This window comes from Mycobacterium sp. IDUB_19 (assembly GCF_055419445.1).
Map to the genome: position 1 here is coordinate 35,004 of NZ_JBVAXR010000032.1, position 23,822 is coordinate 58,825.

Sequence of the window (23,822 nt, forward strand, 5' to 3'; positions counted from 1 at the left end):
GAGCCCGGACCGACTTAGGGCCGCAAAGTCCTTGATTACCGACTAATTTGGCTTACCGACACCAGTTGCGAGGTCTTGGCGGCACACCAATAGGCGCAGAACGTCCTCGGTTGATCACAAGGGAGGCTTCGTGACCAAGACGGGCATCGCGGCACTGCTCGCGGTAGCGGCCGCCCTGATGATCGGCATCGGAGATGTTTTAGAACAGCAATCCGCTCGGCAGGTCACCGACAAACCGGTCAGCACCCCGGAACTGTTCGGTCGGCTGCTGCGCGATCGCCGTTGGTGGCTAGGCAGTCTCGTGGCCGCCGCCGGGTTCGGGCTGCAGGCTGCGGCGCTCGGTCTGGGTTCCGTGGTCCTGGTGCAGGCGCTGTCGGTGACCTCGCTACTGTTCGCGTTGCTCATCAGCGGCATCGCGACTCACCGCAAAATAACGCGCTGGCAAGCTATTTGGGCCGTCCTACTCGCCGCTGCCGTCACGGTGGTGGTTACCGTGGGCAACCCGCAGGCCGGGATACCCCGCGGGTCATTCAAGACATGGACGATCGTGGCTTTGATCCTGGGACCGGCCCTGATCCTGTGTGTGATCGGCGCTCACTTCTCCTCCGGTTGGCGCAGCGCGCTGTTGCTGGGGCTCATGTCGGGCTCGCTGTGGGGCCTTTTCTCGGTTTTGACCAAGGGCGTGGTCGACCAACTCGGCCACGGCATCCCGCAACTGCTGCGGACGCCCGAGTTGTACGTGTGGGCGGTGCTGGGGATCGCCGCGACGGCCCGGGAACAGTCTGCGTTTCGGGCCGGCCCGCTGACCGCGTCGCTACCCGCGGTGACAATCGCCGAGCCGCTCGTCGGCTCGGTGCTCGGCGTCACCGTGCTGGGCGAGACGTTGAGCACCAACCATGTCGGCATGGTTGCGCTCGGTATGTCGGTCGCGGTGATGGTCGCGGCGGTGGTGGCGCTGGCGCGCAGCCAGGCCGCCGACGCCCCCGCCGCCGATTCGGCCGTCGACGCGCGATCAGATTCCCCGCGAACCGATACGGTGTAGGGTGCCGTCCGGGTCAATGTAGGCGAATTCCCTTAAGCCGTAATCGGTATCGACCGGCTCCACGAGTCGGCCGTCGAGGTTTTTCAGCGCCGCCCATTCCGCGTAGAGGGCGTCGGCGTCGCTGACGTACAGGTACACGCTGGCCGCCGTACGCAGCGGATCGTGTTCGGCCCACTCGCTGAGATGCATCGACACCGAGCCGCGGTCTACGAAGCCGTAACGCGCCGGACCGTCGTAGCCCCGGGCGTCGAACCCGAGTCGGCGATAACGATCCAGGGCGATGTCCAGATTTCGAACGGGGACGATCGGTGCTACGGCGGTGAAATCGATTTCGGCCACACCACAGTCTTTCAGCTCGGCCCTAACCCGTTCTCCGCAAACCCCCCGCGACCTGTGCTGCTGTCGTATGCTCCACCAGCAAACACCTCTGCACAGCAGACGCGCGGGTCCGCGGAACGCTTGTCGAGTCAGCTCCAGCCGGAAGGGCACTCAACCATGCGTCAGCTACCAGCCGTCGTCACCGTCGTCGCCGCAGGAATAGCGGTCGCCGCCTGCGGCGGTGGTCACGGGGGCGGAACCGCCTCGTCATCGACGACGACGACAACCACGATTTCGTCGAAACCCCCCATCGCACAGGCCGCGCTGCCGAATCTGCTGCTCACTCCGGCCGAGGTCGACAGCGTGCTCGGGGTTACGGGTTCGAAGACCGACAAATCGTTCGACACCCTGCAAGAGGACCACAGCACCGACCTCTTCCCCAAGGGATACAAGTTCCCCGCCGAGTGCCTGTACATCACCGGTGAGGCCTTGACACCCGTCTATGCCGGCAGCGGCAACACCGCGGTACACGGCGAGCGCGACCTGGCGCCCATTCCCTCGGGGTCAAATGATCCAAACCCTGACATAACCCAGTTTGTGGTGTTGTTTCCGTCCGCCCAGCAGGCGAGCGCCTTCTTCGACACATCGGCCCGGAGCTGGCCGACCTGCGCCAACCGCCAAGAATCCGTTCCCGGCGGTGACGGCGGCCCGGATATTCAGTGGAAGGTCGGTCCGGTTTCCAACGCCAACGGCGTGGTGAGCACGATCGTGAGCGTGACACTGGGCAAGGGCGGCGACACCATGTCTCAGACCTGTCAACGGGCGCTGACTGTACGCAGCAACGTCGTGATTGATACCGAGGCGTGCCGCAAGGATCCCGGGGACGCGGGAGTCAACGCCGCCAACCAGATTGCCGGCAAGGTCGACAAACAGTAAGCAGCACCCTCGATTTAGTCACTCACACAAGAGATTTAGATCGCGAACAGCCAAACCTTTCGTATCCCCGATAGCCATCTGTCGTTTACCTTATGGGTTCTAGCTCACCGAAGCCTGGCTTTACGCTGAACTCACAAATAGCCTCGCACTACATGAGTGTCCGCTCGCGGGCACCCATTACACGGCGTCGAGGAGGATACGTGAGCACATCAGAGACGGCCGCCGAGCATGACGGCGGGCCGGTAATCCATCTCTCTGCACTGCTGCGCGCTCCGGCGGTGGCCCGCTCCGGCGAGACGGTAGGCCGAGTTGACGACGTCATCGTCCGGCTACGCGGCGCCGACGAGTATCCGCTGGTGACCGGAATCGTGGCCGAGGTCGGCGGCCGTCAGGTATTTATCGGCAGCCCGTCGATACACGAGTTTGCCGAGGACCGAATTATCTTGACCAAGAACAAGATTGACCTTCGCGGCTTCGAGCGCCGTGAAGGTGAGGTGTTGCTGCGCACCGACGTGCTGGGCCACCGGCTAATCGACGTGGCCGCGGTGGAATTGGTACGCGCCTACGACGTCGAACTGGAAGACACCGGCGCCGGATGGGTGCCTGCTCGGCTGGATACTCGTCGCCCAGCCAAGTTGTTTGGGTTGATCAAGCGTTCCGGCGGACACGCGGCCCGTGATTGGAAGGCATTCGAACCACTGATCGGTCACGCCCACACGGATGCCGTGCGCCGTTTGTCCGGCCGGTTCCGCGGGTTCAAACCCGCCGAAATCGCCGATCTTCTCGAGGAGGCCGACAAGGCAGAGGGCGGCGAGATCCTCGATCGGGTCCGCAGCGACCCCGAGTTGGAAGCCGACGTGTTTGAAGAACTCGACCCGGAGAAGGCCAGCCGACTCCTCAACGGAATGCCCGACGCAGAGGTCGCCGCGCTGCTGGGCCGGATGCGGGCCGACGATGCCGCCGACGCGATCGCAGACCTCCGCCAGGCGAGACGCCGACGCGTGCTGGACCTGATGCCCGGCCCGCAGCGCACGAAAGTGATCACGCTGATGGGGTTCAACCCGGAAAGCGCCGGCGGGCTGATGAACGTCGACTTCGTCTCCTGCGCCGACACCGCGACCGCAGCCGAGGCGCTGGCACTGATCGTCGCCGCCCGCACCATACAGCCCGAGGCGCTGATCAAGGTGCATGTTCTCGATGGGGACAAACGGCTCGTCGGTGTGGTGTCGATAATCACCCTGTTGCACTCCGAGCCCAGTGAAAGCGTTGCGGCGCTAATGGATTTCGATCCGGTGCGAGTCAGCGCGGATGCCGACCTGACCGATATCGCACTGTTGATGGCGGATTTCAATCTCTACTCGATCCCCGTCGTGGACGACGATGATCGCGTGCTCGGGGTGGTAACCGTCGACGATGTGCTGGAAGCCACCATCCCCGAGGACTGGCGCCGCCGCGAACCCGCCCCGCGCCCGGTCCGCGAAATCAACCCAACCGCCGGTGAGCGCAATCCGCGTGTGCCGGGAAGTGGAACACGGTGAGCACCGAAGAGGACCACGCCGGTCGCGCCGAGGCGTCGGTTGAACAGGAGCCGCCGCAGCGCACCGCGGTGCTCGACTCCGCGCACCTGGGTGATATCGAGGGCGCGTTCGGTCGGATCAAACTCAGCGACATTGATCACCCGCGAACACTGAAGACCCGGCTACTGACCCTGCTCGCCATCGTGGGGCCCGGGATCATCGTCATGGTGGGCGATAACGACGCAGGTGGGGTGGCCACCTATGCCCAGGCCGGCCAGAACTACGGCTACTCGCTGCTGTGGGTGCTGCTCCTTCTGATCCCGGTGCTTATCGTCAACCAGGAGATGGTGGTGCGGCTCGGGGCGGTCACCGGGGTAGGACACGCGCGGTTGATCAACGAACGCTTCGGCCGTGGGTGGGGCTGGTTTTCCGTCGGCGATCTGTTCTTGCTGAACTTCTTGACGATCGTCACCGAGTTCATCGGTATCAGCCTGGCCGCCGACTACATCGGCGTCTCGAAATACCTTGTGGTGCCGGTCTCTGCCGTCGCGCTGGTGGCGATCATGGCGAGCGGCAGCTTCCGGCGCTGGGAGCGCGCCATGTTCGTCTTCATCGCCATCACCCTGGCGCAGATCCCGATGCTGCTGATGTCACACCCGCAGTGGGGGCATGCGGCGAAGTCGTTTGTGGTGCCTAGCATTTCGGGCGGTGTGAGCTCTGACGCGGTGCTGCTCATTATCGCCATCGTCGGCACTACGGTGGCACCCTGGCAGCTGTTCTTTCAGCAGTCCAATGTCGTGGACAAACGCATCACGCCGCGCTTCATGGCGTATGAACGCGCCGACACTGTCTTGGGCGCCTTCGTCGTGGTGGTCGGTGCCGCGGCGCTGCTGATGACCGGTGACTGGGCGGCGCGCTCCACCAACACCGTTGGTGGCTTCACCGATGCGGGCGCCATCGCACACCTGCTCGGCCAACACAGCGAGGCGCTCGGCTCGCTGTTCGCCATCGTGCTGCTGGACGCGTCGATCATCGGTGCAGCCGCGGTGACGCTGGCGACGAGTTACGCCTTCGGCGATGTGTTCGGTTTGAAGCACTCATTGCACCGCGGTTTCGCCGACGCCAAACAGTTCTATGTGTCGTACGCCGCGATGGTGGCCCTGGCCGCCGTCATCGTCCTGATTCCCGGCGCTCCGCTGGGCTTGATCACCACAGCGGTGCAGGCCTTGGCCGGTCTGCTGTTACCCAGCGCCAGCGTGTTCCTACTACTGCTGTGCAACGACCGGGAAGTGTTGGGGCCCTGGGTCAATCGATCTTGGCTCAATTGGGTCGCCGGGCTGATCGTCGGGACCTTGCTGTTGCTCTCCGGGATCCTGATGGCCACCACGTTGTTCCCCGACATCAACGTCGTAGCGGTAGCCGCCTACCAGGCGCTGGCCCTGGTCGTCCTGGGCGTCGCCGCAGTACCCGTGCTGCGCTGGATGGCGCGCCGGCAGCCCGCGCCGGCGCCGGCAAAACCCCCGGCACGCCCGGTCGACCGCAACACCTGGCGGATGCCACCTCTGGCTCTGCTGGAACCGGTCACCTGGTCACCCGGAACGCGGCTCGGCATGATCGCCCTGCGCGGCTACTTGGTCGCCGGCGCGCTCCTGCTGGTCGTCAAGGCCGTCCAGATCGGCCGCTGACCCCAGTTGCGCGGCGTCACTTCCGCTGGCGTCCAGGCGATTCGGGGTAAGCCCGAACGCGACTGCGTGAGTTTGGTAAGAATGGTGTGCTATGCCGCGCTCATTCGACGTCCTGACCGAATCGCCCGCCAGCGTTGAACAAATCCACGCGGCGTTCAGCCGCGAGGACTACTGGCTGGCCCGAATCGCCCTGGGCGACGCCGCCGCTACCACTCTGGATTCGCTGGTCGTTGACGCCGACGGCGCGGTGACAGTGCGCGTGACTCAGCACCTGGGTCGCCAACTACTACCCGGCCCAGTCGCCAAATTCGCTCCCGGCAATCTGAAACTCGTGCATAACGAGACGTGGAAACCGGCCGCAGACGGTCGGGTGCGCGGCCAGGTCAACGTCACGACTTCCCCCGGCGTGGGATCGGGCCGTTCCGAAGCGTGGCTGGAACCCACCGCTAACGGCACGCAGCTGAGATTCACCGTCAAAGTGGAGGTCAAAATCCCGTTGGTGGGCGGCAGACTCGAGAAGACCCTCGGAGCCGGCTTGGCCGAAAGCATTCCCGCGGTGCAGCGCTTCACCACCACCTGGATCGCCGAAAACGCCTGACAGCCCTGACGCTCGCCTGCCTCTTGCCATCCGAGCGGGCGTAAGTGTTAGCTCTGTATTCGTTAGCAACGAAGGCTGCTTCGCCAACGGGAAGGCTTACCCCGATGCTTCGCCCCTCTTGACCGTGACAACGATGGCATTGCCTGCGAAGTGTGCCACTGAGAGGGCTTTTCATGTTCCGATTGATCGCCACCATCGCGGTGGGCTGCCTCGCAGTTGCGGCATGCGGGTCGCAACAGGCTTCGCGGCCAAACGCATCCAGTTCAGGCTCGGCGAAACCATCGACCAGCAGCACGACCGTTTCTTCCACTCCGTCCTCCAGCACCACCGCTGCTCCCGCCGCGACAAGCAGCACGCCCGGCTGCGTCGGACTGTCGATCTGTCCGCCGCCCCCGCCCGACGCTGAGGGCAACCCGGCGTGCTTCTACTCCGATGGCTGGCAAGCCAATTCGGCCGGCGCAGGGATCGAAATCTGGTATTTCCACGAGCCGCAAAACCTATCGAAGCCCGACAAGGTTACGGCGATAGTGCGTAAGAAGGACGGCACCAACGAGTCCCAAGACGCCGCGATCGAGGCGGGTCAACAAACACACCGCTTCGAATTCCCGACGATCGACAAGTCCTCGGTTCAGGAGGTCCTGCTCGCCACGAACAGCGGTCGCTGTTTCGTGGTCGGGCCCGGCAATTAGAGCCGTCGATTCACCGTCTTGCGTACCCGCCTCTCCGCAGAACACCGATACCACCGACGAAGCTACTCCGCGTTCGGCGACTGGCGGGCCGAGAATTTTCCCGAATGAGGATCGCCAGCAGTCGGCTCTGCGCCTGCTGGCTAAATCGCGTCGTGACGCTAGATTGGATATTCGCCTACTGGGTTCAACGCGGAACGAGGCCATCATGGGATTCATCACGCCGGACCTTCCAGACGTCGATCACGACACCTGGCCCACGCTGCCCCGGTCCACGAGGATGCAAGTGGTGACTCGGCATTGGGTGGAGCACGGCTTCGGCACCCCGTCTGCGATCTATCTGCTGTACGTGCTCAAGATGGCCGCATATGCCGGTGGGGCCGCGGCGGTCATCGCGTTAACCCCCGGTCTGGGGGGGCTGGATCGCATTGAGGCATGGTGGACACAACCGATCGTGTACCAGAAGGTCGTCGTCTTCACCCTGCTGTTCGAGGTCCTCGGCCTGGGCTGCGGATCCGGTCCACTCACCGCAAGGTTCTGGCCGCCCATCGGGGGATTCCTGTTTTGGTTGCGGCCCAACACGATTCGCTTGCCACCGTGGCCGCGTGTGGTTCCCTTCACGCGCGGGGATACTCGCACGATCGTCGACGTGGCCCTCTACGTGATCGTGCTGGCCTCCGGCATCTGGGCGTTGCTGTCGGCCGGCCGCGGCGGCCCGGTCACCCCGGCGGGCGATGTCGGTCTGCTCGATCCGATGTTGCTGGTGCCCGCGATCATCGCGCTGGCGCTGTTGGGTCTGCGCGACAAGACGGTGTTCCTTGCGGCGCGCGGCGAACACTACTGGCTAACCCTGTTCGTGTTCTTCTTCGCTTTTACCGATGAGATCGCCGGCTTCAAAATCATCATGCTCGCGCTGTGGTGGGGGGCGGCGACCTCCAAGCTGAACCATCATTTTCCGTACGTCGTGGCGGTGATGACGAGCAATCACCCGCTTTTGCGGAGCAACATGTTCAACTGGGTGAAACACCGGCTCTACCGTGACCCGGTCAATGACCTACGTCCCTCCTGGGTGCCGAAAGTCATGGCACATGTCGGTGGCACCACGGCCGAATTCCTGGTGCCCTTGGTCCTGGTCTTTTTCGCGGACGGTCACCGCTGGGCGTGGTTCCTGATCGCCTTCATGGTGATCTTCCACCTCAACATCATCTCCAACCTCCCGATGGGAGTTCCGTTGGAGTGGAACGTGTTCTTGATCTTCTCGCTGTTCTATTTGTTCGGGCACTACAGCGCGATTCATGCGACGGACCTTCAGTCCCCGCTCTTGCTGGCCATCCTCATCGTCGCGCTGGCCGTCGTGCCGATCCTGGGAAATCTTTTCCCTCAGCAGTTTTCGTTTCTACCCGCGATGCGCTACTACGCCGGTAACTGGGCGACCAGCGTCTGGTGCTTCCGTGCGGGCGCCGAAGAGAAGATCGAAGCCAACGTCGTGAAAAGCTCTGCGCTCACCGCCAAGCAGCTGACGAAGCTCTACGATGCGGCGACTGCCGAGATCACGATCGACAAGGCCGGCGCGTTTCGGTCGATGCACACTCATGGCCGTGCGCTCAACGGCCTGCTGCCCCGCGCCGTCGACAACGAAGCCGACTACCGGATGCGCGAGGGCGAAATCGTCGCCGGCCCCCTGGTCGGCTGGAACTTCGGCGAGGGCCACCTGCACAACGAGCAACTCTTGGAGGCCTTGCAGCGGCGCTGTCACTTCGAAGAGGGCGATGTCCGGGTGGTCGTCCTGGAAGGCCAACCCATTCAGACCCAACGGCAGTGGTATCGCATCGCGGATGCCAAGAGGGGCGTGATCGAGGAAGGCTATGTCACCGTCGAGGACATGCTGGCGCGTCAGCCCTGGCCCGAACCCGGCGACGAGTTCCCCGTCCACCTGACGCACGGCGACGATGCCGCGAAACGGCTATCCACCGCCGACTAGCTGCACCTGGGCGCGCGCATCCGAAAGTCGGGACGTTCGCACGGACGACGGCTCGCCGGGGCGGTAAAACCGCCGGTGTCGTCGAAATGCGCCCATGAGCCGCCGTCGTCGACTTCCATGCGCCAGCCCAGCTCAGAGCTATCGGCGATGGTGTCCAGAAACCATGCGTGTGCAGCCTCTGCGCTGTCGAAATTCTTCGCTGCGACTATCTCGCCATGTGGGTCGATAGCTCGAAACGTGGCCATGCGATGTGATTATCCCCTTCGGTCAACTTTCAATCGCACGCAATTTCGACCGACGGGGCGCGTTTGGCCTGCTTACAACGTGCGAGCCAATTGGTTCGCTAGCAATTCAGCGAATCTGGCCGGGTCCTCGAGAGCGCCGCCTTCAGCCAGCAGCGCAGTTCCGTACAACAATTCCGCGGTCTCGGCGACCGTGGGATCGTCGGCGCGCTCTTGCTGGGCTTTGCGCAGCCCGGTGATGAGCGGATGGTCCGGATTGAGTTCCAGAATCCGCTTCCCGATGGGGATGCTTTGCCCGGATGCCTGGTACATGCGGGCGAGGGCCGGACTTATCCCGAACGCGTCGGTGATCAGGCAGGCCGGCGATTCTGTCAAGCGAGTGGACAGCCGGACTTCCTTGACGTGGTCGGTCAAGGTCTCCTGTAACCAGGTCAGCAGGTCGGCGAATTCTTTCTCCCGCTCCTCGCGTTCGGCGTCGCTCTCGTCCTCGCCGGAGCCGAGGTCCACCTCACCCTTGGCCACCGACTGCAGCGGTTTGCCGTCGAACTCGGCCACGGTGCCCACCCAGACCTCGTCGACGGGGTCGGTGAGGATCAGGACCTCATAGCCCTTGGCCTTGAAGGCCTCGAGGTGCGGCGACTTCAGGATTTGCTGCCGCGTCTCGCCGGTGGCGTAGAAGATCTGCTCCTGCCCCTCCTTCATGCGCGCGACATATTCGGCGAGGGTGGTGGCGTCCTCCTCGCTCTGTGTCGACGCGAACGAGGAGACCTGTAGTAGCGCGTCCTGGTTGTCGACGTCGGAAAGCAAGCCCTCTTTGAGAACCCTGCCGAACTGGTTCCAGAAGGTGCGGTAGTCCCCGGGACGCTCGGACTGCAGATCCTTGATCGTGGACAAAACCTTCTTGGTCAGACGGCGACGAATCGCGTTGATCTGCCGATCCTGCTGCAGGATTTCGCGAGAAACGTTGAGCGACAGGTCTTGTGCGTCGACCACACCCTTGACGAACCGCAGATACTCCGGCATGAGCTGGTCGCAATCGCCCATGATGAACACCCGTTTGACGTACAGCTGGACCCCGATCTTGGCGTCCCGATTGAACAGGTCGAACGGAGCGTGCGACGGGATGAAGAGCAGCGCCTGGTACTCGAAGGTGCCCTCGGCCTTCATCGCGATGACCTCGAGCGGGTCGTCCCACGCGTGCGCGATGTGCTTGTAGAACTCCTTGTACTCCTCGTCGGACACTTCGTCTTTGGGCCTGGCCCACAGCGCCTTCATCGAGTTCAGGGTCTCGGTCTCGATGGTGACGACCTCTTCGCCACCTTCGTCTGCCGGTGGGGTGCGCCGCTCGACCTCCATCCGGATGGGCCACGCAATGAAGTCGGAGTACTGCTTGACGAGGCTCTTGATCTTCCACTCCGAGGTGTAATCGTGCAGCTCGTCTTCGGTGTCTTCGGGTTTGAGGTGCAGGGTGACCGCGGTTCCCTGCGGGGCATCGTCGACGGATTCGATGGTGTAAGTGCCCTCGCCGCTGGATTCCCACCGGGTGGCTTCGCTCTCGCCGGCCTTGTGCGTCAGCAGCTCGACCTTGTCGGCCACCATGAAAGACGAGTAGAAGCCGATACCGAACTGACCGATCAGTTCCTCCGAAGCCGCCTCGTTCTTGGCTTCCCGCAGCTGCTGGCGCAGCTCGGCGGTGCCTGACTTGGCCAGGGTGCCGATCAGACCGATGACCTCGTCGCGCGTCATGCCGATACCGTTGTCGCGGATCGTTAGTGTGCGCGCGCCTTTGTCCACCTCGATCTCGACGTGCAGGTCCGACGTGTCGACGTTGAGGTCCTTATTGCGGAACGCTTCCAGCCGAAGCTTGTCCAGCGCGTCCGAGGCGTTCGAGATCAGCTCCCGCAGAAACGAATCCTTGTTGGAGTAGACCGAGTGGACCATCAAATCCAGAAGTTGTCGTGCCTCGGCCTGAAACTCCAACTGCTCAACACCCGCATTCATGGAATCCGAATCTACCGAGGTGCTGACTCCTTGGTGCCGCGAGGGTTCGGGCCGGGCTCTACGCTGAAGAGGTCAGCGCCGCCGGTGAAGGGAATTCAGGTGTCTGTTGCTCAACGCGAACGTGCCGCCCTCGTCGACACCATGCGCAGCGTCGGGCCGGATGCGCCCACCCTGTGCGACGGCTGGACTACGCGAGATTTGGCCGCCCACCTGGTGATCCGCGAGTACCGCGCCGACGCCGCACCCGGCATCCTCATCCCGTTCTTCGCCGGCCACACCGCCAAGGTGCAAAACGACGTGGCCGAGCAGACCGATTGGGATGCGCTGCTGAACAAAGTCGCGTCCGGCCCGCCGGCCTACTCGCCGATGAAACTGCTCGACCCGGTGGCCAATATCGGCGAGATGTTCATCCACCACGAGGACGTGCGCCGTGCGCAGCAGAACTGGACGCCGCGTGTCCTGGAGCCAGCGCTGGCCAAGAGCCTGCGCCGCACGCTTCCGTTGATGGCCCGGATGACGCTCGGGAAGGTCCCCGGCCGGGTCGCGTTGCGCACCCCGGAGGGCAAGACGGTGCTAATCAAGGGCAGCGGTGTATCGGTCACCGTGACCGGCGCGCCCGAGGAGCTGTTGCTCTTCTGCGTCGGGCGACAGGCCAACGTCGAGTTCGACGGCGACGCCGCAGCAGTGACGGCAGTGCGCGACGCGCCCAAGGGGTTGTAGGTGCACTTTGGACGACATCCGTCCGCCAGTCACACGCGCCACATCAGTATCGCGAAGCTTGGAGCCACATCGTGTGCAAAAGCGATAGCGCATGCGGTATCGCTTTTTAAAACAGTTATAGCCCGCCCTATTTGGTACCGATGTGTCCGGTGTGATCGAGGATCCGGTAGATCGCGGCAAAGGACAACAGATTTCAATCGACTTCACAGATGGTGTCGACCGAATGCCTCGCGCAGATCCTTCTTGATGACTTTGCCGAATTGGTTGCGCGGCAAGGTGTCGACGATGACGACGCGCTCAGGATGTTTGTAGCGACCCAGTCCCAGCGAATGACAGTGCTGCACCAGGGATTCCAGCGAAACACCTTCGGCTGATACGGGCACCACGACGGCGCATACCCGCTCCCCTGCGCTGCGGTCCGGCACTCCGATGACCGCGACATCAGCGACGGCGGGATGGGTGGCGAGCACATTTTCGATCTCGAGGGCCGAGATGTTCTCCGCGTTGCGGATGATCGCATCCTTGATTCGGCCGGTGACCCGCACATTGCCGTCGGCGTCGATCAGCCCGAGATCGCCAGTGCGCAGCCAGCCTTCGTCGTCGAACGCGTCGGCGTCGAGCGTGGCGTCCGCGTAGCCCAGGAAGCATTGCGGTCCCTTGAGCCGCAACTCTGCTTCCTGGCCGACTGGCAATTCGACTTCTTGGCTGTCGACCACGCGGACGCTCACGCCCGGTACCGGCGCGCCGACGGTGTAGTCGAGCACCTCGGGCGCGGCGTCAAGCTTTGGTGAGGTGGCCACGGGAAATTCGGTCATCCCCCATGCGTTGGCGATACCCGGCATTCCGAAGGTTTGGCGAACCTGTCGTCCCAGCTCGGCGGTGATGGGTGCACCCCCGGCTATACAACCGCGCAGCGCACCGAAAAGCGGCCGATCACCCTGGGCCCGTTGGGCTTCCAAGAAGGCCACGAAAAACGGGGTAGCCGTGCCCAGGAACGTCGGATTGTGCGCTGCGATGGCCTGCGGCGTCGCAGCCGGGTCGAATACCTCGAACAGCGCCAGGCGCATGCCGGTCATCAACGCGGCAGCCACCATCGCGGCACCGCCGATATGGGAGATCGGAAAGGCAATCGGATCCACGTCGCCGGCAGTGATGCCCATCGCGTCCACCATCCCGCGCGAACCCGCGATCACCGTGGTGTCGTTGTGGCGAATCCCCTTGGGCGCCGAGGTGGTTCCCGACGAGTAGTAGATCCACTGGGTATCACCCGCGGGAGTCGCCGGCGCCGTGAGAACGTCAGCATCGCCGCGCGGCAGCCGAAGCTCATCGCACCGCGGAGGTGTCGCCAGGTCGACGGTGATGACCTCGAAGCCCTGATCCGAGGCCAACGCGCGAGCAAGCGCACCGTGATCGAATCCACGCCAAAGTTCAGGCACCACAACAAATTCGGTCGATAGCTGACCGATGATGAAACCGACCTCTCGCTGGCGCAGTATCGGGATGATCGGGTTCTGCACCGCGCCGAGTCGGGTCAGCGCCGCCATGACCACCACGGTCTCGAGCGTGGTCGGCAGCTGCCAGGACACGACGGTCCCCGCGCCAATCCCACGTTCAGCGAACGCGGCAGCCGTCGCGCATGCGGCATCGTGCAGCTGACGTGCGCTCAGGCTGCGGCCGTAGTCGTCGGCGAACAGCACCCGATCCGGTTGGCGCTGTGCGGCGTCGGCGACCAGCGTCCAGTAAGTGACGTCCTTTCCGGTCGTCATCCGGCCGGCGGCAAGTCCGAGGGTGGTCGAAATCCGGAGTGCGCTATGGACACAGACACGGCGCTGCCGACTGGACCCAGATGGTCGACGACGACGGCTGAGCCGTTGGCCACCCCGTCATCGCTGTAGTGGGTAAGTGCCGCCAGCCCGATATGCGGCCCTTCGGGCAGCCGACTCAGGGTCAGCGTGTAGTCGACGTTGATGAACTGCAACGCCTTCGTACCCCAGTTGGCGATCGCGGCGGTGACGTCAGCACACAACGCCGCGCGGGTGAACGGAGTGAGAGGCTCGTCGTCGATCAAGGGACGCGTTTCGTGTAGCCACGTGTATTTCGGTCCGGGCATGTCCCAATCGGGATCGGGATTCTGAAGCTCGCCCCCCCAGCCGTAGGTTCGCAGGAACAGCGTCGGCTTGTCGCCATCTTCGTCGACGGGCAGCCGCGGCATTTGCAATGGTTGTGACCACACTTTGCCGTCCGGCTGCGAGCCGCGCCGCAAAAACAGCGCGCTCGCCCGAGCGACTGCTTCGCCATGCTGGATGAGACGCGCCTCGACCAGCCGCAATCGCCGGCGTTGGTGTTGTACCTCGATGTGCACCTCGAACGGCTCCAGCGCAGCAGGTGCGGGCAGGTCAACCGTCAGCCGCGCAGGTTGTAATTCGGGGTCCTCGACCGCGCCTTCGAGTGCGGCGGCCAGGATGCCACCGACCACGTGTCCGCTCATTGTCGGGCCCCACCCGCCGCGCGCGACTGCCGTTGGCACATAACGGTTTTGGTCGCGGGTAAAGTACGGCCCCGGTGTCGCTAAATCGACGCCGTCGGGCAGGATATTGGGCTCGGTCACCACATGACTTTCCACGCGAACAGGGCTTTCATAGAATCTCCTCCTCTGAGGTAAGCAACAGTAGATGTTACAGTTCTACTTCCCGGCCACGCGATCCGTGGTTGTCGTTCGTATCAAAAGTCCACGCGCACAGTACTATTGCGCTTCCCAACGTGGCAGTTGGCCAGGCACATCATGCGGAGTCGGACCGCGCGAAGGGGTCACCCAAAGCATCCGCAGGGGTATGTCATAGCTGAATCATAGGTAGGCTATTTAACGTCGAGCGAGTTGGGGGTCAGCAGTCGATAAATCCACTAATGAACAAGTGGGGGGAAATATGAATCTCAAGCAAATGATTGCGGCGGCCACGCTGGCCGGCGCCTTTAGCGCGGCAGCGCTGGGCATGGGCGCAGGTTTGGCAAATGCCGCTCCAGGATCACCGCCCCCGGCTCCGGCCGGCGGGCACGGCGCGCCAGCGTCGGGAGGTATCCACGCTCCGACCGGGCCAAATGATCCGGGTGGACCTGGCGGCCCAGGCGGCCCCGGTCCGGGCGGACCCGGCGGGCCCGGTGGCCCCGGTGGTCCCGGCGAACACGGCCCGGGTGGTCCCGGCGGCCCCGACGGCCCCGGTGGACCTGGTGGCCCGGGCGGACCTGGACACCCAGGTGGACCCGGCTACAACGGTCCGGGCGGGCCCGGTGGTCCCGGTGGTCCGGGTGGCCCAGGCGGACCCGGCGGTCCGTGGCACGGCGATGCTCAGCGTGGCTACTTCAACCGAGCCCCGTGGGGAGAAGGACCCGCTCCTTGGGGCTACGGTGAGCCACCTCGGCCAGCGTGGGACCGACCGCTCCCACCGCCAGGGGGTTACTGGAATAACGGCCCAATCAACTACTGGGGCTACGAGGAAACACCCGTGTGGAATCCCGGTTTCAACCAGTGGGGCTTCGACTTCTTCGGAGTCTGGATCCCCCTGTAAATAGCTGACACGACCCACCACGACGCCCGTTTCGCCGCTCGGCGAGGCGGGCGTCGTGTCAACTCTGGCGGGCCTAATGCGGTGCGGTTGTCGGGAGCGCTCTACACTTTTCGCGTGAAACTGCGGATGACTGTCGGCGCCAGCGCGCGGGTGAAATCGCGGTGACCCTGCGACGTTTCGTTGCCATGGTTGTCGTCGCGATGCTGGCCGCGGGCTGCGCGCCGGCACGGGCGGACACTCATCGCACTATCACGTTGACGCTGGTGCGCCATGCGCAATCGGCGGCCAATGCGTCCGGCGTCATCGACACCTCGGCCCCGGGTCCGGACCTCTCATCGAGGGGGTGGTGCCAAGCGACGCTCGTGGCCCCGCAACTGGCCCCGAACCATTACGACGGCGTCTACGCCTCGACCATGATCCGCACCCAGGAGACGGCAACACCGACGTCACAGGTGCTGGGCGAACCCATCACCGTGCTGCCCGGGCTGCGGGAGATCGAGGCCGGCCAGTACGAAGGCGCACCCGAGGCCGACATCCCGCGGACCTACTTCGCCGCCCCGGCCAAGTGGCTGCAGGGTGACCGCAACGCACGAATCCCCGGCTCCGTGGACGGCAACGAGTTCAACGCGCGGTTCGCTGAAGCCGTACAACGCATTTACGACAGCGGCCAGCAGAACCCGGTCGCGTTCTCACACAGCGCGGCGATCATGTTCTGGGTGCTGATGAACGTGCACAATCCCGACCTGTCGTTGCTGAAAACCAAGTCGTTGCCGAACGTTGGCCACGTAGTGCTCACCGGAAATCCTTCCGACGGATGGACATTGACCGAATGGGATGCCGATCCCCCGCCGTGCTGATTTCCTGACCAGTCCCTCAGCTCTTGATGCCGACGGTTATCACGTCGGATATGAACCCGATCCAGAAGGGACGCGGGATCCGGTGCTGATCGGTAACGGTGAACCCGGCGCCCTCGAAAATTGACCGCACCTCGTCCGGCGACGCGTTGTGCTGCGGTTTCCACCTGTTCGTCGACGGCGCCTGCAGAAGTGTTTGTCGGCTGCTCAGCGCCGAGACGGCCGCCAGGCCGCCGGGCGCCAGTACGCGATGGAACTCCCGCAGCGCTGCCGGCTGGTCGAAGAAGTGAAACGCCGAGGTCGTCACCACCGCGTCGAGGGCGCCGTCGTCAAAGGGCAGCTGCTCGGCGGGGCCGCGCAACCACTGCACCCGGTCGGATCTGGCGCGCGCCTGGGCCAGCATCCCATCCGACATGTCTACCCCGTAGATCGCCTCGGGGTGTAGTTCCCGCTCGATGCGGTCGCTGAGAATGCCTGTACCACAGGCGATGTCAGCGATCCGGCGCGATTGGTGCTCACGCAGCCGCGCTATCACCTCGTCGTGCGGCGGGCGGTAAATCCACTGCTGCAGAAACGGCTGGTCGTAGGCCGGAGCTAAGAAGCTCCAGACTCGGGTGACGGCACTATTGAGCCCCCGACGTCGTGGCGCGGTCATATGACATGTCTAGCGAGGGCCCGGTCCGCCGGGTCCACCGGGGCCTCCGGGCCCGCCCGGTCCCCCCGGCCCGCCGGGTCCACCCGGCCCCCCGGGACCGCCCGGCCCACCGGGACCATTTGCCGCCGGAAGCACGAACACGCATTGGTTCAAGTCGACGCTCCAGGCCCAGCCCGGGGCGCAATACGGGTCGGCCCGACTGACCGCCGGCGCGGCGAGCGAGGCCGTCGGCAATCCCGTCAACACAAGAGCGAACACCCCTACCGCGCAACGCCGTAGCAGCCGTGAGCGGGTCAGCGTTGTGAGTGTCTCGGTCATGTGGGTTCTCCTCCCCGAAGATGGCCAGCAGATAGCCAGCGCACATCATTGTGCTCCAGCTGCACCTTCCGCGTTCCGAGATTCGTCGGCTATCCCTGCAGCGCATCGAAATCACAAAGTTCCGGCACAGGTAAGCGGATTAGCGTGGCGGTGTGACGGATCGTCAAGAGCGCGCGATGTCCTTCGGATCGATTGCCGAAGACTATGACGGACTTCGGCCACAGGCTCCGCAGGAGGCGGTGAGCTGGCTGGTGCCGCCCGATTGCGAGGTGGCCGTCGACGTAGGGGCCGGAACCGGACTGTTCAGCCGCACCCTGATGGATAAAGCAGCACAAGTCATCGCGGTGGAGCCCGACGCACGAATGCGCAAGGTGCTGACCGAGCGATCGCCGGGCGTCCGTGCGCTCGAGGGGCGCGGCGAATCGATCCCCCTTCCAGACGCCGCCGCCGACGGGGTGTTCGTCTCGTCGGCGTGGCACTGGATGGATCACGAACGGGCCGTTCCCGAAATCGGCCGGGTGCTGCGAGACGGTGGTCGCTTCGGCCTGATCTGGACGAGCCGAGACCGCGACGTGGACTGGGTGCGCGAACTCGGCCGGCTGCCCGGCCAGAACCTCGAAGAGGTCCAATCGGCCGAGCGATTCCGGCAGCGCCTGCACTTCGACCTTCCCGAACCGCAGATCTTCCACAACACCGATCGCGAAGTCTTCCGCTTCGTGAAGACGATGACGGTCGATGACGCCGTCGCGATGCTGGGGACCTACAGCCGGGCCATCATCGCCTCGCCGGATGACCGCGCCCAGACGTTCTCCGCAGCGCGCGCCGCGCTGGAGGCACGATTTCCCGGTGCCGACACGATCGATATCCCGATGCGCGCGTGGTGCTGGCGCGCCGACCGCATTCCCCGCGGCACCGAGCACTAGTTGTGTTGCACCGCGTGCATCCGAGCCCGCGAATTCGCCACTCGGATGAGCAAGCCCGACGCGAGCGTTGCCAAGGCCGCCGATCTCCTCGAGGGTCTTGGCAGCCCGAAGCGGTTGGCCTAAAGCGCGTCAGCCCAGTTCTGCGCTCAGATAGCTGATGGTGCGCCGAAACTCAGCTAGCAATTCATGATCCGGCAGCACGAACCCGTTTTCGGCGTACAGATCTTCGGTGGGGTACTGCGTGACCCTCCAGCCAGTACCCGACAGGTGCTCGCTGGCCTGGCGCCGCTCGCCGACCCACACCAGATCGGCGACGTCGAAATCCAGTCCATGCTTGCGCCATCCGCTGCGGAAGGCCCGAGCGCGTTCGTCGGTGAACACCCGCATGTCAGTGATGTTTTCAGTGGCCAGCCGGCTGCCGGGAGCGCTGAGCGCGGTGATGTTGTCGAGCAGCCGGTCCTGGGCTTCCGGCGGCAGGTACGGTAGCAGGCCTTCAGCGATCCACGCCGTCGGAGCGGTGCTGTCAAAGAAGTTGTCGCGCAAGGCGGTAGGCCAATCGTCACGCAGGTCGACGCCGACTGCTCGACGTTCCGCGGTCGGTTCGGCGCCGATCTGGGCCAACGTGGTTCCCTTGAACACGATCACCTCGGGCTGGTCGACCTCGAAGACGACCGTGCCCGCCGGCCATGCCAAGCGGTAGGCCCGCGCGTCGAGCCCGGCGGCCAGGATGACGACCTGACGGATCCCGCTCGATGTCGCGGTGACCAAGAAGTTGTCGAAAAACCTTGTGCGCACGGTCATCTGCTCGCAGCGCTGCCGTTCCGTCAGGGGCACATCCTCGTCGTCCAGAGGAATATCACCGTCGAGCATGCGAGTGAAGAACGGGTGTCCCACCGCCCGGACCAACGGCTCGGCGAATCGATCATCGAGCAGCGGATCAGGGTCGCGTGACGCCAGCGCCCGGGATGCCGCAACCATTGTTGCCGTCGCTCCCACACTGGAGGCAAGGTCCCAGCTGTCCCCTTCGGTACGCGCCGCGCCATCCGATGACACCGTTACCTCAATCCTGAAACCGGCCCACCAGGGCAGAAATGCGATCTCAGCCACCATACTTTGGATTACATCGGCACGGCCCGCTGGTAGCGGACCAACAAGAAACGACAAAGATCGCCACACGCGTCGCACGCGACACTAAAGTGCTGTTGGTGAGCAGGAACGTATTAGCCATCGGCCGGAGCCGGTGGTTGGCGATTGCGGCCTCGCTCGTCGTCTCTGCCGGCATGATTTACGCCCAAGGCACGAAGTCCGCGTGCTGCGTCGAGCCCCCAACCGCAACCCCGACGGTGACCGCCGTACCGCCTCCGAAAGATCCGGGATCCGCACCGGCCAACGGCCCGCACGTCGCCAGTCCTGCGGAGGCCGAAGCGTTGGCGGCGCTGGCGTCGAGCGCACCGACCGGAGCGCAGAACTTCCAATTCCCGTTACCACACGGCGTCGCGTCGGAGGACCGGTTGCAGGTCAAGACCATCTGGGCAGCCCGCGTCATCGGCGTGCTGTTTCCTCAGATCACGACCATCTACGGGTACCGCCAAGATCCGTTGCCGTGGCATCCGAACGGGTTGGCGATCGACGTCATGATCCCGAATCATGACAGCCCACAGGGCATCGAACTCGGCAATCAGATCGCCGGATATGCGCTGGCGAATGCGAAGCGCTGGGGCATCAACCACGTGATCTGGCGGCAGAAGATTTACCCGGGTCCAAACTCGGGAGCCTGGACAGCCGACCTCGGGTCAGAAACCGCCAACCATTACGACCACGTTCATATCGCCACTGGTGGCGGCGGATATCCCAAGGGCACCGAGATCTACTACATCGCATCCATGACCCCTGCGCCGCCGCAGTAGAGACGTCCGGACTAGGACATTCTTGAGTTTGCCGCCCGATGGCCTTTACTCGATCTTGACCCCGTGTTGAATACCCACCCGCACGATCGATAACGTGACTACGCTTCAAGCCGTGGAACTGGGGGTTTTGGGACCTCTGCAGGTCCGACAAGGCGGCGCACCCGTCGCGATCCCGGGTGCCAAACCTCGCGCCGTGCTCACGATGCTCGGGCTGCACCACGGCTCGGTCGTCTCGGCCGACACGCTCGTCGAATTGCTGTGGGGTGAGGATCCGCCACGCACCGCCGCCAAAGCCCTGCAAACCCACATCTCCGCGCTGCGCCGCGCCCTGGGCGACGGCTTTGTTCTGACGCAGGGGACGGGTTGGGCCATCGCCGAGAGCGAGGTTGATGCCTCGCGCTACAAATCAGCAGCCCGCCTCGGACGCGATGCCGCAGCGACCGGCGACATGGGCCAAGCGGTGACCCGCTTCCACGAAGCGTTAGCACTTTGGCGCGGTACCCCCGAGCTGCCCGACGGTAGGCGCGGAACATCGGAAAAGACGCGGTGGATCGAGGGCCACGCCGCGCTCGTGGAGGATCGAGCCGACGCACTGCTCGCGACGGGCCGCGCCGCGGAGATCATCGGCGAGCTGGAGGCGGCAGTGGCCGAGGCGCCGCTGCGCGAACGGCGGTGGGGCCAGCTGATGCTGGCCCTGTATCGCGTCGGCCGACAGGGCGACGCCCTTGGCGCTTATCAACGGGCGCGAACGCTGCTGGCCGACGAGTTGGGAATCGACCCCGGGCCGGAGCTTCGGCGGCTTGAGACCGCCATCGTCGCACAAGATGGTTCATTAGAAGTTGTTGTGGAACAACAACTTCCGTCGGTGATGCGCGCAGTGACCTTCCTACTCACCGACATTGAGGGCTCGACGGCCGCATGGGAGGCAGACGCCGACGCCATGGCGGTGGCGCTGGCCCGACACGACGAACTCGCGGAACAGGTGGTCACGTCGCGGGGAGGACGTCTGATCAAGACACGCGGCGAGGGCGATGCCACGTTCTCGGTCTTCGAGCGACCGTCGGCAGCCGCCGCGGCCGCTATGGAGCTACAAGACGCAATCACCCACGAGCCGTGGGGCCTTCGGGACCCGATGCGTATCCGGATCGCACTGCACACCGGTGAAGTCGAGCTCCGCGATGGCGACTACTTCGGTCGGGCGGTCAACCGGGCTGCCCGTCTGAGATCGCTGGCTGTGGGTGGTCAAATTTTGTGCTCTGGCGCGACGGCCGAGCTCGTCATCGATTCACTGCCAGACGACGTTGTCCTCGCCGACCTGGGTTTGCGCGAACTGCGCAACCTCGCCCGCCCGGAGCATGTCTTCGAGCTTCGAATGGAAACCGCTACGGAGAGTGCCCAACCGCCGAGAAGCGATGCGCCGCCGATGGAGCGTCCGGGCCTGCCCGCGGTTCTGGTCGGTACCGGGCCGTTCGTCGGTCGTGGGAGCGAGCTCGAGCGGCTTCTGTCTGCCTGGCAGACCTCGCTTGGCGGTGGTGCGTGCGCCGCCCTGATCGCCGGCGAACCGGGTGTCGGCAAGACGCGCCTGGCCGGCGAGTGGTCCCGGCAGGCCTATGACCAAGGCGCGGTCGTGCTGTACGGCCGTTGCGACGAGGACCTTGGTGCGCCGTATCAGCCCTTCGCGGAAGCCCTGCGTTCGCTGGTGCCATGCGTCGGCACCCGTCGGTTGCGCGGACTGCGCGGCGTCGAAGCCTTGCTTCCGCTTGTCCCAGGGCTCGTCGACGAGGTGCCCGATCTGGCCGCGCCGACGCGCGCCGACCCGGACACCGAGCGCTACGCGCTTTTCGACGCCGTCGTCGCGCTCTTGGAAATGGCCTCCACGGAAGCGCCGGTTGTCCTGGTACTCGACGACCTGCACTGGGCGGCCAAGCCCACGCTGCTCCTGTTGCGACATCTGCTGCGCTTCGGTGACCGTGCGCGCGTGCAGATCGTCGGCACCTACCGCAGCACTGATCTCGACCGCTCCCATCCCCTGGCTGCGATGCTGGCCGACCTGCACCGCGACGGCACCGCCAATCGCATCAGTCTCAGCGGCCTCGATGAGGACGACGTCAGCGCGTACGTCGCCAAGGCCGGCTACGACGACGAAGAGCTCGGCCACGCATTGGCCTCCGTCACGGGCGGCAACCCGTTCTTTCTGATCGAGGCTCTGCGCCATGTCGACGAGAGCGGCGGCGTCTGGGACCCGAGCACGCTCCCCCAGGGTGTCCGAGAAGCCGTGAGCCGCAGACTTTCTCGACTTCCGGTCGAGACCAACAAAGCCCTCGCCGCCGCGGCGGTCGTCGGCAGTAGGTTTGCGCTGGACCTGGTTGAGCGCGTTGTCGGGGACGACCTGGTCGACGCGTTTGACGAGGCGTCCAAGGCCGGCATCGTCATCGAAGAGCCCGGTGGTCGATATCGGTTCAACCATGCGATCGTCCGACAGTCATTGCTTGCCGAACTGCCGTCGATGCGGCGCATGCGGTTGCACCAGCTCATCGCCACCACGCTGGAGGACGAGCCCGGCGCCGACGACGAGCTGCTCGCTGAGCTTGCCCACCATTATTTCGAATGTGCGTGGGCGGGAAACGCGGCCAAGGCCGTCGAGTATTGCCGACGTGCGGCAGACCAGGCGATGACCCGACTCGCCTACGAAGGCGCCGCCGATCTTTACGACCATGCCCTCCACGCGCTGGACGAGATCGACGACGAGCTGCCTGACCGTGACGACCAGATCGCCGACCTACTCCTCGCGCGTTGCGAGGCTCTGCTCGCCGCGGGCGACGTGACTTCGGCAGCCGGTGCGGTCTCCCAATTGCAACAGGCGACAGTCGATTCCGCCCGATTGTCGGCATGGGCGACATGCTTCGACGGCCAGCTCTCGGTATTGGTCCATCCCGAGCGATTGGACGACGTGGAGGCCGCGTTAGGCGCTGCCGCACACAAACTGGCCGAAATAGACGACGCCGCAGGGGAAGCCAAGGCGCATACCGTCCGTGCGACATGCCTCGCCCGGCTCGGGCGAGTCGGCGACTGCGAAATCGCCTTGGACGACGCTCTGACGGCGGCTCGGCGTGCGCGTGATCACCGGCGGGTCAACGCGGTGTTGGCCGGGGCGCCGCTTGCGGCGCTGTGGGGCCCGAATCCGGTTCCGCGAGCGGGCGGGCGGTGCCTTGACGTGGTGCGACTGCTGCGGATCACTACCGACTCGCCGGCGGTCGAGGCGACGTCGACGCGGTGCCAGGCCGTGTTGGAGGCCTTCCGCGGCCGCGACGTGGCAGCCCGCCGGATGATCGACTCGGCCCGACGGACGGTGACCGAACTCGGTCTGCGCCATGCCCTTCTGGAGGTCGAGCAGTTCGCCGGCATCGTTGAGCTCGTTTTGGGCGACCCGGCCGCGGCAGAGCCGCATCTGCGTCAGGCCTGCAACGGTTTTCGTCGGATGGGTCTGGACGCCGATACTGCCGAGACCGCTGCGCTACTCGGTCGGGCATGTCTGGCGCTCAATCGAGATACCGAGGCCGACGAATTATGCACGGAGAGTGAGCGACTCGCGGGCCACGCACTGAAGGCTTCGATCGCCTGGCGCACACTTCGGGCGCAGTTGCTCTCGCGCAGCGGCGATCACGATGAGGCTCGGCGTGTTGCGCAGGCTGCCATCAGCTTGGCCGAGCGCACCGACGGGTTGGTCGATCACGGCGACGCGTGTCTCTCGTTAGCAAGGGTGTTGGGCGCGGCCGGTGACGCCGCCGGGGCGCGAGCCGCTGCCGAACGCGCGGCCAGCCTGTATGAGCGGAAAGGTGCTGCGGCACTTGCCGATAAGGCGCGTTCCATGCTCGA

Annotated in this window: 22 protein-coding genes; 14 read left to right on the forward strand and 8 right to left on the reverse strand. The window is 64.8% G+C overall.

Features of this window, described 5'->3' with window-relative positions; genetic code table 11:
* The first annotated feature begins 130 nt into the window (after positions 1–130).
* Positions 131–1,042, forward strand: a complete 912-nt coding sequence (locus ACZY0B_RS21205) for a DMT family transporter (protein ID WP_463766188.1) — start codon at positions 131–133, stop codon at positions 1,040–1,042.
* On the opposite strand, the gene ACZY0B_RS21210 is transcribed toward ACZY0B_RS21205, so the two are convergent.
* On the reverse strand, positions 1,013–1,372 hold the full coding sequence (locus ACZY0B_RS21210) for a bleomycin resistance protein (RefSeq protein WP_463766208.1): 360 nt from the start codon (positions 1,370–1,372) through the stop codon (positions 1,013–1,015). The two genes, ACZY0B_RS21205 and ACZY0B_RS21210, sit on opposite strands and share 30 nt — an antisense overlap.
* Before the next feature lie 165 nt (positions 1,373–1,537).
* Between ACZY0B_RS21210 and ACZY0B_RS21215 the strand changes: the two genes are divergently transcribed.
* The 7 genes from ACZY0B_RS21215 (at position 1,538) to ACZY0B_RS21245 (ending at position 8,763) form a co-directional block, all read left to right on the forward strand.
* Positions 1,538–2,296, forward strand: coding sequence for a sensor domain-containing protein (locus ACZY0B_RS21215; protein ID WP_463766189.1), 759 nt, complete (start codon positions 1,538–1,540; stop codon positions 2,294–2,296).
* Between the two features lie 200 nt (positions 2,297–2,496).
* Positions 2,497–3,834 (forward strand): magnesium transporter MgtE N-terminal domain-containing protein, encoded by a 1,338-nt coding sequence (locus ACZY0B_RS21220; protein ID WP_463766190.1) that lies wholly within the window; start codon positions 2,497–2,499, stop codon positions 3,832–3,834.
* Positions 3,835–3,902: 68 nt separating this feature from the next.
* Complete coding sequence (locus tag ACZY0B_RS21225; protein ID WP_463766209.1) at positions 3,903–5,498, forward strand: NRAMP family divalent metal transporter; 1,596 nt, start codon at positions 3,903–3,905, stop codon at positions 5,496–5,498.
* 91 nt (positions 5,499–5,589) lie between these two features.
* Entirely contained in the window at positions 5,590–6,096 is a 507-nt protein-coding gene (locus ACZY0B_RS21230) for a DUF2505 domain-containing protein (RefSeq protein WP_463766191.1), read from the forward strand.
* 75 nt (positions 6,097–6,171) lie between these two features.
* Positions 6,172–6,258: an excalibur calcium-binding domain-containing protein gene (locus tag ACZY0B_RS21235; protein WP_463766210.1), complete on the forward strand. Its 87-nt coding sequence runs from the start codon at positions 6,172–6,174 to the stop codon at positions 6,256–6,258.
* Between the two features lie 11 nt (positions 6,259–6,269).
* Positions 6,270–6,785, forward strand: coding sequence for a hypothetical protein (locus ACZY0B_RS21240; protein WP_463766193.1), 516 nt, complete (start codon positions 6,270–6,272; stop codon positions 6,783–6,785).
* A 205-nt stretch (positions 6,786–6,990) separates the two neighbouring features.
* Positions 6,991–8,763 (forward strand): DUF3556 domain-containing protein, encoded by a 1,773-nt coding sequence (locus ACZY0B_RS21245; protein WP_463766194.1) that lies wholly within the window; start codon positions 6,991–6,993, stop codon positions 8,761–8,763.
* Here the strand turns inward: ACZY0B_RS21245 and ACZY0B_RS21250 are convergent.
* Both ACZY0B_RS21250 and htpG read right to left on the reverse strand, forming a co-directional pair.
* Positions 8,760–9,008, reverse strand: coding sequence for a hypothetical protein (locus tag ACZY0B_RS21250; protein WP_463766195.1), 249 nt, complete (start codon positions 9,006–9,008; stop codon positions 8,760–8,762). The genes ACZY0B_RS21245 and ACZY0B_RS21250 overlap by 4 nt on opposite strands.
* Positions 9,009–9,080: 72 nt before the next feature.
* Complete coding sequence (htpG, locus tag ACZY0B_RS21255; protein WP_463766196.1) at positions 9,081–11,006, reverse strand: molecular chaperone HtpG; 1,926 nt, start codon at positions 11,004–11,006, stop codon at positions 9,081–9,083.
* Positions 11,007–11,105: 99 nt separating this feature from the next.
* On the opposite strand from htpG, the gene ACZY0B_RS21260 reads away from it, so the two are divergent.
* Complete coding sequence (locus ACZY0B_RS21260; RefSeq protein WP_463766197.1) at positions 11,106–11,726, forward strand: TIGR03085 family metal-binding protein; 621 nt, start codon at positions 11,106–11,108, stop codon at positions 11,724–11,726.
* 203 nt (positions 11,727–11,929) lie between these two features.
* Here the strand turns inward: ACZY0B_RS21260 and ACZY0B_RS21265 are convergent, their stop codons facing one another.
* Together ACZY0B_RS21265 and ACZY0B_RS21270 are read right to left on the reverse strand one after the other, a co-directional pair.
* The gene (locus ACZY0B_RS21265; RefSeq protein ID WP_463766198.1) at positions 11,930–13,492 is read right to left on the reverse strand and encodes a class I adenylate-forming enzyme family protein; all 1,563 of its coding nucleotides are present in this window, start codon (positions 13,490–13,492) and stop codon (positions 11,930–11,932) included.
* A complete protein-coding gene (locus ACZY0B_RS21270; protein ID WP_463766199.1) occupies positions 13,489–14,334 on the reverse strand; it encodes an acyl-CoA thioesterase domain-containing protein in 846 nt (281 codons plus the stop codon). The genes ACZY0B_RS21265 and ACZY0B_RS21270 overlap by 4 nt, the downstream gene beginning before the upstream one ends.
* 316 nt (positions 14,335–14,650) lie before the next feature.
* Here ACZY0B_RS21270 and ACZY0B_RS21275 point away from each other — a divergent pair, with 316 nt between their 5' ends.
* Together ACZY0B_RS21275 and ACZY0B_RS21280 are read left to right on the forward strand one after the other, a co-directional pair.
* On the forward strand, positions 14,651–15,289 hold the full coding sequence (locus ACZY0B_RS21275) for a chitin-binding protein (protein ID WP_463766200.1): 639 nt from the start codon (positions 14,651–14,653) through the stop codon (positions 15,287–15,289).
* A 185-nt stretch (positions 15,290–15,474) separates the two neighbouring features.
* Complete coding sequence (locus tag ACZY0B_RS21280) at positions 15,475–16,146, forward strand: histidine phosphatase family protein (protein ID WP_463766211.1); 672 nt, start codon at positions 15,475–15,477, stop codon at positions 16,144–16,146.
* 16 nt (positions 16,147–16,162) lie between these two features.
* On the opposite strand, the gene ACZY0B_RS21285 is transcribed toward ACZY0B_RS21280, so the two are convergent.
* Both ACZY0B_RS21285 and ACZY0B_RS21290 read right to left on the reverse strand, forming a co-directional pair.
* Complete coding sequence (locus ACZY0B_RS21285; RefSeq protein WP_463766201.1) at positions 16,163–16,798, reverse strand: class I SAM-dependent methyltransferase; 636 nt, start codon at positions 16,796–16,798, stop codon at positions 16,163–16,165.
* A gap of 9 nt (positions 16,799–16,807) precedes the next feature.
* A complete protein-coding gene (locus ACZY0B_RS21290) occupies positions 16,808–17,116 on the reverse strand; it encodes a hypothetical protein (protein ID WP_463766203.1) in 309 nt (102 codons plus the stop codon).
* 152 nt (positions 17,117–17,268) lie between these two features.
* Here ACZY0B_RS21290 and ACZY0B_RS21295 point away from each other — a divergent pair, with 152 nt between their 5' ends.
* On the forward strand, positions 17,269–18,039 hold the full coding sequence (locus ACZY0B_RS21295; protein ID WP_463766204.1) for a class I SAM-dependent methyltransferase: 771 nt from the start codon (positions 17,269–17,271) through the stop codon (positions 18,037–18,039).
* A gap of 129 nt (positions 18,040–18,168) precedes the next feature.
* Here the strand turns inward: ACZY0B_RS21295 and ACZY0B_RS21300 are convergent, their stop codons facing one another.
* Positions 18,169–19,092: a class I SAM-dependent methyltransferase gene (locus ACZY0B_RS21300; protein WP_463766212.1), complete on the reverse strand. Its 924-nt coding sequence runs from the start codon at positions 19,090–19,092 to the stop codon at positions 18,169–18,171.
* 152 nt (positions 19,093–19,244) lie between these two features.
* Here ACZY0B_RS21300 and ACZY0B_RS21305 point away from each other — a divergent pair, with 152 nt between their 5' ends.
* Together ACZY0B_RS21305 and ACZY0B_RS21310 are read left to right on the forward strand one after the other, a co-directional pair.
* Entirely contained in the window at positions 19,245–19,946 is a 702-nt protein-coding gene (locus ACZY0B_RS21305; RefSeq protein ID WP_463766205.1) for a glycoside hydrolase, read from the forward strand.
* A gap of 112 nt (positions 19,947–20,058) precedes the next feature.
* The coding region (locus ACZY0B_RS21310; RefSeq protein WP_463766213.1) for a BTAD domain-containing putative transcriptional regulator at positions 20,059–23,822 on the forward strand (3,764 nt) is incomplete at its 3' end.

Coding starts and splice junctions, on each gene's coding strand:
- ACZY0B_RS21215 (WP_463766189.1), top strand. CDS start 1,538: ATGCGTCAGCTACCAGCCGTCGTCACCGTCGTCGCCGCAGGAATAGCG.
- ACZY0B_RS21230 (WP_463766191.1), top strand. CDS start 5,590: ATGCCGCGCTCATTCGACGTCCTGACCGAATCGCCCGCCAGCGTTGAA.
- ACZY0B_RS21240 (WP_463766193.1), top strand. CDS start 6,270: ATGTTCCGATTGATCGCCACCATCGCGGTGGGCTGCCTCGCAGTTGCG.
- ACZY0B_RS21245 (WP_463766194.1), top strand. CDS start 6,991: ATGGGATTCATCACGCCGGACCTTCCAGACGTCGATCACGACACCTGG.
- ACZY0B_RS21250 (WP_463766195.1), bottom strand. CDS start 9,008: ATGGCCACGTTTCGAGCTATCGACCCACATGGCGAGATAGTCGCAGCG.
- htpG (WP_463766196.1), bottom strand. CDS start 11,006: ATGAATGCGGGTGTTGAGCAGTTGGAGTTTCAGGCCGAGGCACGACAA.
- ACZY0B_RS21265 (WP_463766198.1), bottom strand. CDS start 13,492: ATGACGACCGGAAAGGACGTCACTTACTGGACGCTGGTCGCCGACGCC.
- ACZY0B_RS21275 (WP_463766200.1), top strand. CDS start 14,651: ATGAATCTCAAGCAAATGATTGCGGCGGCCACGCTGGCCGGCGCCTTT.
- ACZY0B_RS21280 (WP_463766211.1), top strand. CDS start 15,475: ATGGTTGTCGTCGCGATGCTGGCCGCGGGCTGCGCGCCGGCACGGGCG.
- ACZY0B_RS21285 (WP_463766201.1), bottom strand. CDS start 16,798: ATGACCGCGCCACGACGTCGGGGGCTCAATAGTGCCGTCACCCGAGTC.
- ACZY0B_RS21290 (WP_463766203.1), bottom strand. CDS start 17,116: ATGACCGAGACACTCACAACGCTGACCCGCTCACGGCTGCTACGGCGT.